Raw genomic sequence first — 16,089 nt, 5'->3', positions numbered from 1 at the left:
GCGCCCGGCGGCGGACGGATGCCCCGCCCCCGCACGACGCGGGAGCGGGGCATCCGTTCAAGCGGTGACCTGCCCTCGGGGCGGTTTCCCCGAGGGCAGGCCTGTACTTATCAGATCAGTACGCGCCCAGATCCTTCCAGGCTCCGTTCCCGCCGGCCGGCTTGCTGTTGCGGCTGTACCACTGGGCCCGCCAGGTGCGGTCGCCGTAGGCCACGACCTCGCCGCCGTTGTAGACGGTCGTCGCCGTCCACGCCCGGATGCCGTCTCCGGCCTCCGGCACGAGGGCGCCCAGCTCGGACCATGCGCCGTTCGGATCGCCCGGCGCCTGGTTCCGCGAGTACCACTTGGCCTGGTAGACGCCGCCGTTGTATGCGACGACGTCTCCGCCGTTGTAGACCCCCGATGCCGTCCAGGCGCGGACGCCGTCGCCGGCGGAGGGCACCAGCTCGCCGAGCTCGACCCAGGAGCCGTTCGGGTCGCCCGGCGTCTGGCCCTTGGTGTACCACTGGGCCACGTAGACGTGGCCCTGGTAGGTGACCGTGCCACCGGCGTTGTAGACGGTCGCGGCATTCCAGTCCGGGTGCCTCACCAGCGCGGAGACCACGTCGGTCAGGGCCGCCGTCGCGGCATCCACCGCTGCCTGGTCCGCCCTGCCGGAGTTCGCATCCTGCAGCACGGCCTCGGCGGCGGAGATGGCCGGTGCCAGAGTGCTCCACGACGAGGGCAGGTAGTGCTTCTCGTCCAGAGCCTTGGCGTCGTCGATGGCCTTCGCCAGCGCCTCGACGGTGACCCACTGCGCGTAGAGCGTCAGGTTGCCGGCCGGCTGAGTGACCACGGCACCCGCAGGATAGGAGTCGCCGGAGCCGTCGGCCGCCGCGTTCCATTCCCTGAAGGCCGTGCCGCTCGGAGCGACGACGTCGGCGGGCATGCTCGCGGCCACGAACTTCGTTCCCGCGAAGATCGGGCTCTGCGCCGGAGCGGTTCCCGTGCCGGAGTTGAGGTCGTAGGTGACCGTGTACTCAGACGCCGCCGCCTTCTCGCCGAACACCTCCCACTCGCTGATGCCGATGCCGTTGTTGTTGGCCCCGGTCTGACGCTGGGTCAGGCGCATCCGCAACATCGTGGTCGTCACCGGGGTGTCGAACTGGGCGATGTTCCAGTTCGGCCGGTTGGCCCACGCGTAGTTGTCGTTGTTGCCCGATCCGGCGTCGTTCACGAAGTTGCCGCCCACGATGGGGTTGGCATCGGTGGCACCCGCCGGCCTGTGCATGGCCGTGATCCGCTGCCACGCGGAGCCGTCCCAGTACTCGACATAGGCGCCGCCCGGAACCTGCGTGCCGGCGGTGGCGGCACCGGAGGCGTTCGCGGCGTCGGTCACGAACTCGGCCCTGGTCGCGGAGACGACCATGGGCTGACCCCAGTTCAGGACGACGTAGACCGGGTTGGACTCGATGCCGTACGGGCTGCCCCAGTTGTTCCACGCGCTCCCGGCGGCCTGGTTCTTGACGCCGTCGGTGATGCGCAGGATCCCGTCCCAGCCACCCGCGTTGGAGTACTGCGTCAGGATGCCCGGCCTGTCGATCCCGGCACCCGTGGCAGCGTTGTAGTACGTGTCCAGGGTGTTGGTCTGCTGCCGGACGTTCGGATCGGCGGTCAGCCTGGCGATATTGCCCTGTGCGGCCGAGTAGACCGCGGTCCGGGTGAGATCCTGCGCCGCGGGGGGTGCGGTGATCTCGATGGTGCCTTCGCCGGACACATCCGGGTTCAGCGTCGATGTCGCCCTCACCTTCAGGCTCGTCAGGGTCTCATCCGCGGCGACGGTGAGCCCGCCGGCCGCCGTGAGGGTCGTGCCCGCCGCCTTTCCGTCGGCGTCGACGAGCGTCCAGGTGACGGTCTTCGACGCATCCGTGAGGTTGTCGCCGTTCACCGTCGCCGACAGGACGCGTGACTTGCCCTGCGCCGCGGATTGCGGCTGGTCCACCGCGACCGCGTTCACCACCGGGGTGACGACCGTCACGGTGGCCTCGTCGAACTTCGAGTCATCCTGCTTCGATGTCGCTCTGACGGTCAGCTGCTCCAGAGGCTCGTTCGCGGCGACGGTGAGCACACCGTCTGCGGAGAGCGTGGTGCCTGCCGCCTTGCCGTCGGCGTTCACCAGCGACCAGGTGACCGCGGTGCCGTGCTCGGACTTGTCGAGGTACTGGCCCGTGACGTTCGCGGTGAACGTCTGGCTGCCGGTCTGGGAGACCGAGACGGTCTCCGGGTCCGTCGTCACCGAGTCCACTCTGACGTCGTAGTCGCTGACGGTGAACGCCAGTGCCTCCTCCGTCCGGACGGCCGGCGAGGATCCTCTGACGGTGACCGTCACCTTCGCCTCGTAGTCACCGGCGACATCCGTCGAGAAGCGGATGCTGGGCAGCGCGGCGTTGTCGTTCTCGATCGCGGGGGTCGCGCCCTCCGGGGCGTTCACGATCTCCCACGAGTAGTCGACCGGCTCCGTGCCGTTGTAGGTGGCGAGCGCCTCCAGCAGGAACGGCGTCTTCACGTAGGCCTTGTCGAGCCCCAGGGTGTTCAGGCTCGTCGTGACCGTGGGGGCCGCGGGCGTCGCGGTCGGATCCTGCTCGAGAACGACCAGCGAGGTCTCGCCGATCGCCTTGTCGGCGACGCGCACGTTCACCTTGCCCGTGCCGTCGGCGCCGACGACGAAGCCGGAGTCGGGCTGGGGGACGCCGTCAACGCTGACCCGGTATCCGCCGGGCTTCATGCCGCTCGTGAAGGTGAGCCGCGACTCGTGCTCCCCGGCCTGCATGTGCTCGAGGTCGAATTCGAGCCTCGAGGCGTCATCCGTCACTCGGGCCTCCTTGTACCTGTCGTTCAGGAACTCGACGTAGAGGGTCTCGTCCAGGAAGTTCAGGCGCTTGCCGAAGCCGTCACGCGGCTGGACCGTGTAGACGGCGCCGTTCTTCTCGACGAGCCCGCCGTAGGCGAACAGGCCGAAGACGGGGTCCTGACCGACGACGTCGGTGCTGATGCGCATGAGGGATCCGAAGAGCCCCAGGTCGGCTTCGCCCGAGTAGCTCTGCCAGCCGTTGTACTGCGCGCGTGCCTGCCAGCCGTCGACGCCCGACTCGGCGCCTCCGTTGCCGTCGTTGACGTTCTGCGAGCCGAAGGAGCCCTTGTAGGTCGTGTAGCGCCACGAGGTGGTGCCGATCAGGCGGGACGAGATCTGGCCCATGTTGATGGAGTTGAAGTTGGACAGCTTGGCGCCGTAGTTCAGACGCTGCGCCAGAGCCCTCTGCTCGGGAGTGAAACCGTTGGCATCGCTCTCGTACCGGAGGTAGTCGTCCATGATGGAGCCCGCGAGGGACGCGGTGTACTGGAAGTTCCACCAGCTGTTGCCGCCGATGAAGGCCGGGTCGGCGTAGTGGTACCAGGTGGGCACCCAGCCGCGCTTCGCCCGGGTCGCCATGTCGACCATGGTCAGCTTGGTCTCGGCGTCGCCGGACTTCACCAGGGTGTGGTCGGGCCGGTAGGTGATGAGCGCCTTGTCGTTGGCGTAGATGCCCTCCTCACCCGTGTTGTCGTAGACGAACTCGGAGCCGTACGGGTAGCGCACGTTCGCCGAGTTGTACCCCTTGCCGGATGTCGCGGTGTCGCTCGGAGCGATCCGGTTGATCACGTTCTGGGCCTCGACGTTCATGCCCTCGTCGAGAAGGGCCTGGATCATGAGCGCGGTGTTCTGCTCGCCGTAGGTGCCCTGATCGCTCTGGCCGACCTTGACGTAGATGCTGTAGGCCATCCGCAGGTAGTCCAGGCGGGAGGCCCGGTACCCGGTCAGGTTCGGATACGCCTTCTCGACCTGGTACATGCCGAGGAACGCGTTCCACGCCATGCTCTGCGTGAACCGCCGCCCGCCGGCACCCGCCCAGTCGAGGCCGTTGATGCCGTTGAAGACGTTCGTGATCTTGTAGCCCGATCCGTCGGCCGGGTACTCGTCGCTGGTCCTGCGGATGAAGTAGCCCTGGCCGGTGACCGGGTTCTTGTTGTTCCACAGGAAGTCGAGCAGGTACTTCTCGACCGCCTGAACCTGGTTCTCCTTGGGGTTCAGCACGTTCTCGTAGGTGATGGAGAGGATGTTGTCCATGCCCCAGTCGTCCCACTGCTGCCCGAGCGAGACGCTCGTTCCCTCGGTCATGCGATCGTCGACGCCGTCGAGGTGCAGGTAGGTGTCGAGGAACGCGCCGTCCCAGGCATCCTGGGGGAGGGTCGGATTCTCCGGTGCGTTGTACTGCCGCTCGTTGACCATGAAGTCGGAGTGGGTGTCGGTCGCCTGGTCGAGCTCGGCCAGCACGTTGAAGTCGTACTGGGTCTTCTTCTCGACCCAGGTGTCGCCCACCTTGAGCTTGTAGGTCACCGGGATGCTCGTGGGGCCGATGGCGTCGAACTCGAGGCCGTAGACGAAGTGGGACTCGCCCTTCTCGTCGACCACGGGGGCGGTCGGCGGCGTGATCTTCTTCACGTAGCCGGGATTGCCTTCCGGGGTCGTGCGAGGCCCGCGATCATTGTTGACGCGGTTCGGGTCGCCCAGGTTGTACGGCGCGACGCCCTTCTTCGCGGGGATGAGCTCATCGCCCCACGGGTCGTTCTCGTCGACCGTCTGGATCTGGAGTTCGACGTCCTTGATCTTGGCGGGGTCGTAGTGGAGGTCGAGCTTCGTCGGCATGTTGATCACCGGCTGGAAGCTGGGAACCGCCATGGCGTCGATGATGCCGGTCTTGTAGAGGGTCGAACGGTAGTTCTCCTCTTTCTCCTGCATGCCGTTGCCGGTGGTGTTCGGGCTGACCGTGGGCGAGTTGTCCCCCGCGCGGATGGCGTGGAACTTCAACTGGTAGGTCTTGCTCGCGCCCGGCTCGAGAACCAGGCTCGAGTAGTCCGGGCTGTAGGCGGCGCCGGTCAGCTGGCGGATGTTCTTCGAGTGGATGTACTGCACCTCGAGACCGGGCTGCCAGGCGTTGCCGCTCGTGCTGGTGCCGTCGGCCGTCCAGGCGCGGATGGAGGAGGCGGAGCCGTTGCCCGGGCCGCGCATGGTGTTCACGCTGGAGTTGAAGGTGCTGAGCCAGCGGTCGACGTACTCGATCCGGGCACCGGATTCCGGCACCGGGGTCATGAGCACGAAGTTGCCCTCGCCGCTGGGGCGCATCGCGTAGGAGTAGCCGCTGTCGAGGCCGGCGAAGTACTGCGAGGTCACGCGCTCGGTGTAGGACGTCGCGGTGGAGGTGTACCGGTCGTTCCACGGCATCGGCAGGCCGATGTCGCCGAACTCGATGACCTTGTCGCTCTTGTTCTCGACCGAGACCTCCCAGAGCAGCGAGCCGTCGTCGGTGTCGGTGGAGAACTTGGATGTCGCGTCGAAGCCGCGCATGACCGTGCCCACCTCGCGGGTGGGCGCCGGGCCGCTGCCGTCGACGGGGCCGCCGATGAACTTCGTGGTGATCGAGTTCTCATCAGCCGTCCTGCGGACGTACTGGTCCATGGCGCCGCCCAGCGTCGCGTTCAGCGCGGTGGTCGAGCCGCCCTGGGCCAGGGTGCGGTTGGTGTCCTGCTCCACGAAGGGCTGGCTGTCGAGGCCGTCCACCGTGTCGGCGCTGCGGGTGGCGAAGATCAGCTCGCCCATCCACTCGTGGTAGGCGTTCGAGCCTCTGCCGCCTTCATCGACCGGCAGCACGAAGTTCGGGCTCGCGTCGTAGCTCACGGCGCCGTCGGACTCCCTCGTGAAGGTCGTCGCGTTGTTCTCGATCCGCATGTCGCGGATGTTGCCCAGCTCGCCGACGTTCAGGTAGAAGTTGTCGTTGCGGATCTCGTCGACGGCGCCGACGGTCACGTCGACGGTGGCGTTGGAGGAGCTCGACGCGGTGTCGGATGCGTCGTTCTTGTTGGTCACGTCGAACCGGATCGTGGTGAGCGGCCGCGATCCGATGGTCAGGCTCAGCGCTGCGGTGCCCTGCTTGCGGGCTACGACCGTGTAGTCCGGGTCGACGGCCTTCGTCGCCTGCTCTCCGATGAGCTGCAACGCGGTGGCCTCTGTGGCGTTCTTGGGTATCCCCACATAGTCGATGGTCTGTCGGTTCAGTCCGGCCAGTTCGGTGGCCGCGGATGTGTCGGCCGCGGATGTCTCAGCGGCGGATGCCGTCATCTCCGTGGCGGTCACGAGAGAGAGTGCCAGCACTGATGCGACGGCTAGAGCCACTAGCCGCCGTGATACGAGCTTTCCTTGCATTTATTGCGCCTCCTTAGGTTTATTAGGGCGTGCGATCTCAGCAAAAAGTTGTCCGTCGGCAATCTGGCGGGTCTCCCACCAGTGCGCAGGCAACCAGACCCGCATGGCCCCCGGGGCACGGTTTCCCCAGGTGGCGAACGGGACGGCGGTGACGGGGGAGGCCGATGTGTGCACGGCCTCCCCGTTCGCGGTGTACAGCGGCTCTTCGCTGGCCACCGTGCACGTCAGGGTGAGCGTGCCATCGGCGTTGCTGCCGATGCCCTCATCCGGCAGCAGGATCAGATCGTCGACCGCCGGGCCCGCCGGCAGATCGGCCTGCTCCACGCAGTACACGACCGGCCCCCGCTGGAGCGCCAGGGTGCCGCGGAGCGCGTCGACGCGGTGGTGGGCACGGATGAGACGTGGCGTCAGATCGAGGTCGAGCCGGTATCTGCCACCGGCCACCAGGGGTGCTCGTGCGTACCCGTCGGCGTCGACCGCGTGTTCGCCGTCGGGTGCGACCAGCAGGGAACCGGCGGACCATTCCGGGATCCGCACGGCCAGGATGGCGCCCGGGGCGGGTGCGCCGTCGACGACGAGCTCGATGCCGGCGGTGAGCGGGTAGCCGGTCGCCACCCGCAGCACTCCCGTTCCGAGGTGGGCCGGCAGGTCGATCTCGGCGCCGGCGAGCTGGTGCAGCCACAGGGTGTCCGCCGTCGACGAGGCCACGTAGGCCCCGAACTGGGCGACCGCCCGGGCGATGTTCGGCGGGCAGCACGCGCAGGGGTACCAGGGGGCCCGCTCCCGGGGAGCGGCGTCCTCGGAGACCTTGTCGGGCCGCTGCTGGAGCGGGTTCGCGTAGAAGAACCGGGTTCCGGTGGCGTCGATCGAGGCGGCCAGGGCGTTGTGCACCTCGCGCTCCATCACGGAGGCGTAGGCCGCCGGCCCCGCTGAGCCGCCGGCCAGCAGCATCCGCCAGGCCCAGTGCAGGTCGGCGATCGTGGCGCAGGTCTCGGCGTAGGCCCGGTCGCTGGGCAGCTCGTAGTCCTCGCCGAAGCCCTCGTCTTTGTGGTGGGCCCCGAAAGCTCCCGAGAGGTACATCTTGCGGTCGTGCACGCTGTCCCACTGGGCATCCATCGCTGTCAGCAGCGAGGCGTCTCCGGTCTCGAGATAGACGTCGGTCGCGCCGGCGTTCAGGTAGAGCTGCCGCACCGCATGACCCGCCGCGCTGTCCGACTCCCGCACCGGGGTGTGATCCTGGAAGTACTTGGCGCCCAGCAGACCCACCGGCAGGAGCCCGTGGCCGCGGAGGTCGATCATGCGGCCGGCCAGGATCAGGTAGCGGTCGTCGCCGGTGTGGCGGTGGAGCTCGACCAGGGCCGTCTCGATCTCCGGGTGCCCGCAGATGCCGTCGCGGCCGTCGGGGCCGAACTCGTCCCACACCAGGTCGGCGAACCGCTGCGCGATCTCCAGCAGGTCGGAACGCCCGGCGGCACGATCGAGCGCGACCGCAGCCTGGATGAGGTGGCCGAGCACGTACAGCTCGTGGGTCCACTCCATCTCGGCCCACTTCTTCTCCGGCTGCCGGAGCTGGGTCCAGGTGTGCAGGTACCCGGAGGGCTCCTGCGCCCGCCCGATCAGGGCGATCACCTCGTCGAGCCAGAGGTCGAACCGCCGGGTGCCCGTCCGTGCGATCTCCCAGGCGACGGCCTCGATCACCTTGTAGAGGTCGGAGTCGGCGAACACCATCCCCTGATGGCCGCCGGTCTCCTCTCCGGCGGCGCGGCGGAAGTTGGCGAGCACTCCGGACGGCTCCAGCTGGACGATGCAGTGCGGGATCGTCGCCGCGGCGTTCAGGGCCTGCCAATCGGCCATCGGACCGGACGTCAGGCGCACCGATCGGACGTCGAGCGTGTGGTGGACCGCCACGCCGGCGAGCGGCGCTGCAGGGGAGGTCGGGGATTGTGAAGATACCTGCATCGTCTGTACGTGACTCCTCGTGCTCGTCGTCGAGCGGGCCGGGTCGTGTGTGACACATCCCGTCGCGGCTCTGCGGTGGAACGGATTTTCGAAAAGACCGAAAGCCCTTTCGGCACGGTATCGTCACAGCATGCGGCGCGTCAAGATGTTTTGGCGATAGCGTTTCAGTAAAGGAGGGCGCTATGTCGAATAATGAGGGTCCCGGTCGCACGGTGACGCTGAGCGACGTCGCGCGCAGCGCGGGGGTCTCGATCGCGACCGCCTCGAAAGCGCTCAACGGCAGAGAGGATGTCGCGCCTGCCACCCGGGCCCGTGTGCTCGAGGCCGCCGACGCGCTCGCGTTCACCCCGAACCCGATGGCTCGCGGGCTCCTGGCCGGCCGCACGGGCACGGTCGGGGTGCTGACGAGCGACCTCGAGGGCCGCTTTATGATCCCCATCCTCATGGGCGCGGAGGATGCGTTCGGCGCCGGCCAGGTGAACGTCTTCCTCTGCGACGCCCGCGGCGACGCGATCCGCGAGCAGCACCACCTGAAGGCGCTGCTCAGCCGGCGGGTCGACGGGATCATCGTCGTCGGGCGTCAGACCGACCCGCGCCCCTCGCTGGGTCAGGATCTGCCGGTGCCGGTGGTCTACGCCTACTCGCCGTCCGACGATCCCCGCGATCTCTCGCTCACCCCCGACAACTACGCCGGCGGGCGTCTCGCCGTGGAGCACCTGATCTCGTGCGGACGCACCCGCATCGCGCACATCTCGGGGGATCCGTCGTACGCCGCCGCACAGGACCGCCTCGCCGGCGCGCACGCCGCTCTCGCCCGCGCGGGGCTCGAGCTCGTGGGAGAGCCGATGTTCTCGATGTGGACCGAGCACTGGGGCAGGGACGCCGCCGCGATGGTGCTGCAGCGGCATCCGGATGTCGACGCGATCTTCTGCGGGTCGGACCAGATCGCCCGGGGCGTGCTCGACACCGCCCGCGACTTCGGCCGCACGGTGCCCGACGACCTCGCGGTCATCGGCTACGACAACTGGGAGGTGCTCGCGCGGAACTCCCGACCGGAGCTCACGAGCATCGACGCCAATCTGCAGCAGCTGGGCCGTCAGGCCGCGCAGAGGGTGTTCGACGCGATCGACGGCGTCGACATCGGCGAGGGAACGTACCATCTGCCGGTGCGGCTCGTCATCCGCGGATCGACGATCGCGCGACAGTAGCCGGCGGCGTCGCCGTGCCGAGGAGCAGCCGGCATTCAGGCCGAGCGGCGCACGACGAGTGAGAAGTCGGCGAAGAACTCGGTCGGCTCGCCCGCCCGCCCCTCGACGCGCGCGGCCAGCAGATCCACGGCGTGCTTGGCTATCTCGCCGGTGCCCGGTTCGACCGTCGTCAGTGCCGGCACCGAGAACTCCGCCATCGGCACGTTGTCGAAGCCGATCAGCGCGATGTCGTCCGGTGCCCGGAGCCCGCGTGCGGCGAGGGCGTGCAGTGCGCCGAAGGCGAGCGTGTCGTTGAAGCAGAACACGGCGTCGGGCGGCTCGGGAAGCGCGAGGAGCCGTGCCATTCCCGCCGCGCCGTCGCGCAGGTGCCAGTCCTGGGCCACGACGACGTAGTCGTCGCGCACGGGGAGGCCCGCCGCGGTCAGTGCCTGCCGGTAGCCGTCGAGGCGGAGGGATGCGGCACTGACCGTGCTCACATCCGGATTCGTGCCGATCGCGGCGATGCGGCGTCGTCCGCGGTCGAGCAGGTAGCTGGTCGCCATCGCGGCCGCCTCGGTGTTGGCCATCGTCACGTGGTCGACAGGGGCGTGGAAGATGCGATCGCCCAGGATCACGAGGCGGTCGTTGCCGATGAGGTGCCGTTCGTCGCCCGGCCCGAGGGCGTGGGGCTGGAAGATGAGGCCGTCGGAGTGCTGCCGCTGAGCGCCCGACAGGATGGCGAGCTCGGTGGCCCGGCGTGCGCCGGTCTGCTCGATCACCACCGCCCATCCGTGCCGTTCGGCCTCCGCCATGATGCGGCTGGCGAGATCGCTGAAGTAGTCGATGCCGAGGTCGGGGATGGCGAGGGTGATGCTGCCGGTGCGGCCCGTGCGGAGGCTCCGTGCCGAGGTGTTCAACCGGTAGCCGAGTTCGTCGACGGCGCGCAGCACACGATCGCGTGTCTCGGGCCGCACCGCGATGCTTCCCGACAACACGTTCGACACCGTGCGCGCGGTGACACCGGCGCGCGCGCCGACATCTGCCATCGTGACGCTCGGTATCGACTTCGGCACGCGCTATCCCCCGTTCGGTCGGCAGCTGAGGCGGACTGCGGCCCATGATACGGGCGGCAACGACAGTCGCAGGCGTCCCTCACCGAGCACGGCGGGCACGGGGCGCAGCACGACGCGGTCGCGATCGTCGGCGGTGTTCGAGGCGTGGGCGTCGGGATCCCAGAGCAACTGCGCCGATTCCACGGCATCGGGAGCCAGCGAGCGCAGGTCGAGGTCGACGTCGGCCGACCGCTCGGGCGAGCGGTTGGTGAGCATCACCTCGACCGCCGTGCCGTCTGCGCTCTGGGTCACGGTGGCGACCGTGTCGGCGCCGTCGGCTGTGTCGGCCGCGTCCGTCCGGGTGGAGATCACGGTGTGGCCCGCGCTGCGTGCGGCGGCGGCGAACGGGTGGAAGATGGTCTGCCGCCAGGCGGGCGTGCCCGGCTCGGCGCGGATCGGGCCGATCACGTTCACCAGCTGCGCCATCGCGGCGATCGTGACGATGTCGCAGTGCGTGAGGATGCTCTGCAGCAGCGACCCGACGACGACCGCGTCGGCGACGGTGTAGTCGACCTCGAGCAGGCGTGGCGCGATCTCGAACCCCGGTCGCGACGCGATCCCGCCGTACTCGCGGTGATCCCACACGTTCCATTCGTCGAGGCTGATCTTCACGTCGCGCGCGTCGGGCTGGGTGGCTTTGACGTGCCGGATGACGGCATCCACCTTCTCGAGGAACCCGTCGAGCACACGCGCCGAGCGCAGGAAGGCGCCGAGGTCGTCGTCTTCGTAGAAGTAGATGTGGCACGACAGGAAGTCGACGAGCCCGGCGGTGCGCTCGAGCACGGTCTGCTCCCAGGCTCCGAAGGTCGGCATCTCGGCGTTCGAGCTGCCGACCGCCACGAGCTCGAGCTCGGGATCGAACATACGCATGGCGGATGCCGTCACCGCGGCGATCTCGGCATAGCCCTCCGCTGTGCGGTGCCCGAGCTGCCACGGGCCGTCGAGCTCGTTGCCGAGGCACCACAGCCGCACGTCGTGGGGCTCGGGGGAGCCGTTGGCCACCCGCTCGTCGGAGAGCTCGGTGCCGCTCGGGTGGTTCGTGTACTCGAGCAGCCGTACGGCGGACGCGGTGTCGCCGAGGCCGAGGTTGATGGCGAGCATCGGCTCGACGCCGGCCGCCCGGCACCAGGCCGCGAACTCGTCGGTGCCGAACTCGTTCGTCTCGATCGACTTCCAGGCGAGGTCGAGCCGGGAGGGACGCCGATCGCGGGGTCCGACGCCGTCGCGCCAGTCGTAGCCGGAGACGAAGTTTCCGCCGGGGTAGCGCACCACCGTCACGCCGAGCTCGCGCACCAGCTCCAGCACGTCGCCGCGGAAGCCCTCGGAGGTCGCCGACGGGTGCCCCGGCTCGTAGATGCCGCCGTACACGCCGCGGCCGAGGTGCTCGACGAACGAGCCGAAGAGACGGGGCGACGCCGTGCCGACGGCGGGCCCGAGAGTGATTCCGACGTGATCGCTCGCGGCGGGATCGGCGGTCGGACGCAAGTGATGCACGGTCGATGCCCTCATTTCATCGGTGAAGTTGATGTGAACCGTACGAGAGAGAATGCTCCGATGTCAAGTTCGACATCCTCATCGAATAGTTCTGGATTTCTTCTTGACGAAATGCTTTTCGGTGGGCATCATGCCAGATAGGCGAGTCTGCATAAGTGGAAGTTCATCGATGAAATTCACTCAGGCTCGGACCCTTAGCAGAGAGGCGTATCGCAATGAAGCACATTCGTCCCCGGGCGATGATCGGCGTGGCTGCAGCCGGCGTCGCCGTCGCGCTTGCACTCACCGGCTGCTCCGGCAGCAGCGGCAGCGGCGGAGACACCGGTTCGCCAGACGAACCCGTGACTCTCACGGTGTGGCACTACTACAACACCGACGGCCAGGTCGCCACGCTCGAGGAGATGGCCGACTCGTTCACGAAGACGCACCCGAACGTGACGGTCGACTACCAGTACGTGCCCGTCGATCAGATGACCACGAAGGCGGTCACCTCCGCCGGCGCCAAGACCGGCCCCGACGTGCTCGTGTTCGGCGCATCCGGCACCTACGACCTGTCCCAGGCGGGCGCGATCGAGCCGATGGACTGGTTCTCCGACTTCGAGGACGCCGACCAGTTCCCCGAGGGCGCGATGCAGAAGGTCGACGGCACGCTCTACGGCGTGCAGGGCTTCGTCAACCTCCTCGGCCTCTGGTACAACCAGGACGTGATGACCGAACTCGGCATCGACGCGCCGCCGACGACGATCGACGAGCTCGAGGCCGACATGGCCAAGGCCGCGGCCGCCGGCAAGCAGGGCATCACCCTGACCGGGAAGCCGGGCCTGGAGAGCCAGTGGCAGGGTTTCCCGTGGTTCACCTCCAACGGCTTCAGCTACGGCGACGCGCAGGCGGAGCCCATGGCCGAGACCTACACGATGCTCCAGGACTGGGTGACGAACGGCTACCTGTCGAAGGAGGCCACGACGTGGGATCAGACGATCCCCTTCCAGGAGTTCGCCTCGGGGTCGTCGCTGTTCGCGGTCAACGGCAACTGGCAGATCACGGCGGCGCAGGAGGCCGGCTTCGAGTACGGGGTCGCCCCGCTGCCGATCAGCTCCGAGGGCGGCGTGCTCCTCGGCGGCGAGGTGCAGAACGTCGGCGCCTTCTCGGAGCACAAGGATCTCGCCGAGGAGTTCCTCGAGCAGACCTTCTTCTCCACGGATGGCGAGCTGGCGCTGCTGAAGGGCTTCGGGGCCATGCCGACCCGCAGCGACGCGGCATCCTCGCCGGAGATCAGCGGCGACCCCATCCTGAGCGTCTTCGCCCAGATCGTGCAGGACCAGGGCCGGCCGTCGCCGAGCCCGGATGTCCCGTCGAAGAACGTCAACGCGGTCGAAGGACTCGTCGGCGACTTCTGGAGCAAGGCGATCGCCGGTGAGGGCACGCCCGATCAGCTCGCCGACGACCTGATCACGCAGCTGGTCCCGCTGCTGAAGGGCTGACGTCTCCCATGGCAGGTGGCTCCACGGCACCACTCGCGAGCACTCCTCGCCAGCGTCGCACGCCGTCCTCGCCGGGCTTCGGCCCGGCGGGGGCGGCCCCGCGCCGGCGGCCCTTCCGCACGGGGGACCGCCGGCTCTCACTCGCGCTCCCCGCCGGAGTGCTCCTGGCGGCACTCGCACTGTGGCCGCTCCTCCAGCTCGGCCGTATGAGCGTGAGCGGCGTCACCGGCGCGACGCTCAACCGCGACTGGGAGTTCGTCGGCTTCGACAACTACGCGGCCCTCTTCGCCAACCCCGACTTCCTGAAGGTCGTCGGAAACACGCTCGCCTTCGTCGCCGTCGTCACGATCATCGGGATGATCGGCGGTTTCGCCGTCGCCGTGTCGGTGTGGTCCGGAACCCGGGGCGGGTCCTTCCTCCTCGGCATGATGGTGTTCGTCTGGGCGCTGCCGCCGGTCATCAACGGCTCGATCTGGAAGTTCCTGCTGGGCGACCACGGGCTCGTGAACGAGGTGCTGCGGTCGCTGCATCTGACCACCGACGGGATCGGCTTCCTCTACGATCCGGCGTTCGCGCTGTGGTCGGTCGCTCTGGTCAATGCGTGGGCCGTCGTCCCGTTCAACGCGCTCATCTTCCGGGCGGCGCTCCTGAGCGTCGACGAGTCGGTGCTGGAAGCGGCGGAGGTCGACGGCGCCCGCCCGCGACACCGCATCCGCTACATCCTGGCCCCGCACGCGCGCTCGGCGGCGACGGTGCTCACCGTGCTGACGATCGTCTACGCGTTCCGCAGCTTCGACTTCATCTACGTCATGACGTCGGGCGGGCCGGGCACGTCGTCGGCGACCCTGCCCTACCTGGCCTATGCACAGGCCTTCCAGAAGCTCGATTACGGCAGCGGGGCGGCCACCGCCCTCCTGGCACTGGCGGTCGTGATCGTCTTCGCCCTGGTCTACGCCCGCGATGTGCGGCGCAACGAAGAGGCGGTGTGAGGATGTCGGTGCGTCGTCGCCGTGAGCCCGTGGCATTCGGGTTCCGAATCGTGCTGTATCTCGTGTACGGCCTCCCCCTGCTGTGGATCGTGCTCACCTCGCTGAAGAGCCAGTCGGAGGTGCTGTCGTCGCAGGCCTCGCTGCTGTTCACGCCCACCTTCGACGCGTATTTCGCCGCTTTCGCCGACCCCCAGCTGGGCATCTCCATGCGTCAGTCGGCGATCATCGCCGTCTGCACCACCGTGGTGTGCCTCGCGTTCGCGATCCCCGCCGCCTATGCACTCGCGCGTTTCACGAGCCGGATCGTCGTGCCCGTGCTCGCGCTCCTGGTGATCCTGCAGATGATCCCGCAGACCGCGAACCTCATCCCGCTGTTCTGGGTGCTCGCGCAATGGGGTCTGCTCGACACGAACCTCGGCCTCGTCCTCGCGGATGCCTCGATGCTGCTGCCGTGGGCAGTGCTGCTGCTACGGCCGTTCTTCGGCTCGATCCCCGTCGCGATCGACGAGGCGAGCCGCATCGACGGAGCCCGGACGCTGCGCGCGTTCTTCTCGATCGGGCTCCCGCTGGCGCGCAACGGCATCCTCACCGTCAGCTCGATCATCTTCCTGGTGGCCTGGGGCGAGTTCCTGTACGGCATCACGTTTATGCTGTCGCCGGACAAGTACCCGATGAGCGCGCTCATCGCCCAGCAGGCGGGGGCGTTCGGCATCGACTGGCCGAGCATGATGGCCTTCGCGGTCGTCTCCTCGATCCCCGTGTTCGTCGTGTACGTGTTCAGCTACCGCCTCCTGCGCACGGGCCTCACCCTCGGGGCGGTGAAGTAGCTCGCGAGTGGGCGCAAAACGGGGGTGCAATCGACTCTGCACCCCCGTTTTGCGTCCACTCAGGGGACAGTTATCTTGTTGACCATGAGTGAGGGCGCGAACCGGATTTCTTTCGAGACTCGAATCGGAGTCGACATCAAGGGCGAGATGTGGAACTGCGTCGAGATCCCGGACTCCGTGGAGTTCTTCGGCACCGGCCGGAGCGTTCGAGTCGACGCCGTCGTGGATGCCGTGGCGCTCGAGAACGTCGGCGCCATGGTCACGGGGACGGGCGGCCACATGCTGTCGTTGAGCGCGAAGGTGCGCAAGAGCCTCGGCAAGGAGATCGGCGACACGGTTCAGGTCACCGTCACCAAACGACAGTGAGACGACCTCTCCCCAGCGGCTCCTGAGCGCATCCCGTCATCCGCGAGGGTTCGCGCTGCTCGACGACAGGCTGCGGGTCGTGCGACAGCACGTACCTGGGCTGGACGCCGAGTGTCGTCGAGGCCGGCGGCGGCACGACGGCCGCGGCGCCGCCCTGCTGCTGAAGGTCCCGTCCGAGGTCGGGCAGGGCGTCTACCGCGCGACGCTGGCTCACGGCTCACGGCTCACGGCTCACGGCTCACGGCTCACGGCTCACGGCTCACGGCTCACGGCTCACGGCTAGGCCCGTGGGAGTCCTCACCACCGCGGAGACTCCCAGCGAACCCTCAGCATGGGCGGGGTCTGCGGGGAACTTTTCGCTCCGCACCGCTGTTCTATTGGTTGAGTGTCGCAGCCA

9 protein-coding genes are annotated in these 16,089 nt (G+C 68.3%); 5 read left to right on the top strand and 4 right to left on the bottom strand.

The genetic code is table 11. The features are described 5' to 3' along the window. Positions 1 to 115: 115 nt before the first annotated feature. Together CLV54_RS18080 and CLV54_RS00590 are read right to left on the bottom strand one after the other, a co-directional pair. The gene (locus CLV54_RS18080) at positions 116 to 6,208 is read right to left on the bottom strand and encodes a DUF5695 domain-containing protein (protein WP_157802744.1); all 6,093 of its coding nucleotides are present in this window, start codon (positions 6,206 to 6,208) and stop codon (positions 116 to 118) included. A 69-nt stretch (positions 6,209 to 6,277) separates the two neighbouring features. Continuing rightward, on the bottom strand, positions 6,278 to 8,131 hold the full coding sequence (locus CLV54_RS00590; RefSeq protein WP_245861190.1) for a glycoside hydrolase family 127 protein: 1,854 nt from the start codon (positions 8,129 to 8,131) through the stop codon (positions 6,278 to 6,280). A 287-nt stretch (positions 8,132 to 8,418) separates the two neighbouring features. Between CLV54_RS00590 and CLV54_RS00585 the strand changes: the two genes are divergently transcribed. Next, positions 8,419 to 9,444, top strand: a complete 1,026-nt coding sequence (locus CLV54_RS00585) for a LacI family DNA-binding transcriptional regulator (protein WP_100343025.1) — start codon at positions 8,419 to 8,421, stop codon at positions 9,442 to 9,444. 35 nt (positions 9,445 to 9,479) lie between these two features. Here CLV54_RS00585 and CLV54_RS00580 read toward each other — a convergent pair whose 3' ends face one another. Then, complete coding sequence (locus CLV54_RS00580; protein WP_157802743.1) at positions 9,480 to 10,496, bottom strand: LacI family DNA-binding transcriptional regulator; 1,017 nt, start codon at positions 10,494 to 10,496, stop codon at positions 9,480 to 9,482. A gap of 3 nt (positions 10,497 to 10,499) precedes the next feature. Beyond that, on the bottom strand, positions 10,500 to 12,044 hold the full coding sequence (locus CLV54_RS00575) for an alpha-N-arabinofuranosidase (RefSeq protein WP_100343023.1): 1,545 nt from the start codon (positions 12,042 to 12,044) through the stop codon (positions 10,500 to 10,502). Positions 12,045 to 12,244: 200 nt separating this feature from the next. On the opposite strand from CLV54_RS00575, the gene CLV54_RS00570 reads away from it, so the two are divergent. The 4 genes from CLV54_RS00570 (at position 12,245) to CLV54_RS00555 (ending at position 15,692) form a co-directional block, all read left to right on the top strand. Next, a complete protein-coding gene (locus tag CLV54_RS00570; RefSeq protein WP_100343022.1) occupies positions 12,245 to 13,510 on the top strand; it encodes a sugar ABC transporter substrate-binding protein in 1,266 nt (421 codons plus the stop codon). A gap of 8 nt (positions 13,511 to 13,518) precedes the next feature. Continuing rightward, on the top strand, positions 13,519 to 14,499 hold the full coding sequence (locus CLV54_RS00565) for a carbohydrate ABC transporter permease (RefSeq protein ID WP_100343021.1): 981 nt from the start codon (positions 13,519 to 13,521) through the stop codon (positions 14,497 to 14,499). A gap of 2 nt (positions 14,500 to 14,501) precedes the next feature. Beyond that, on the top strand, positions 14,502 to 15,326 hold the full coding sequence (locus CLV54_RS00560; RefSeq protein WP_100343020.1) for a carbohydrate ABC transporter permease: 825 nt from the start codon (positions 14,502 to 14,504) through the stop codon (positions 15,324 to 15,326). 84 nt (positions 15,327 to 15,410) lie between these two features. Then, a complete protein-coding gene (locus tag CLV54_RS00555) occupies positions 15,411 to 15,692 on the top strand; it encodes a DUF1905 domain-containing protein (protein WP_100343019.1) in 282 nt (93 codons plus the stop codon). Positions 15,693 to 16,089 lie beyond the last annotated feature (397 nt).

The organism is Compostimonas suwonensis (genome assembly GCF_002797855.1).
Classification (GTDB): Bacteria; Actinomycetota; Actinomycetes; order Actinomycetales; family Microbacteriaceae; genus Compostimonas; species Compostimonas suwonensis.
Note: the sequence above shows the minus strand (reverse complement) of the source record. Positions and strands in the feature narration are given on the sequence as shown.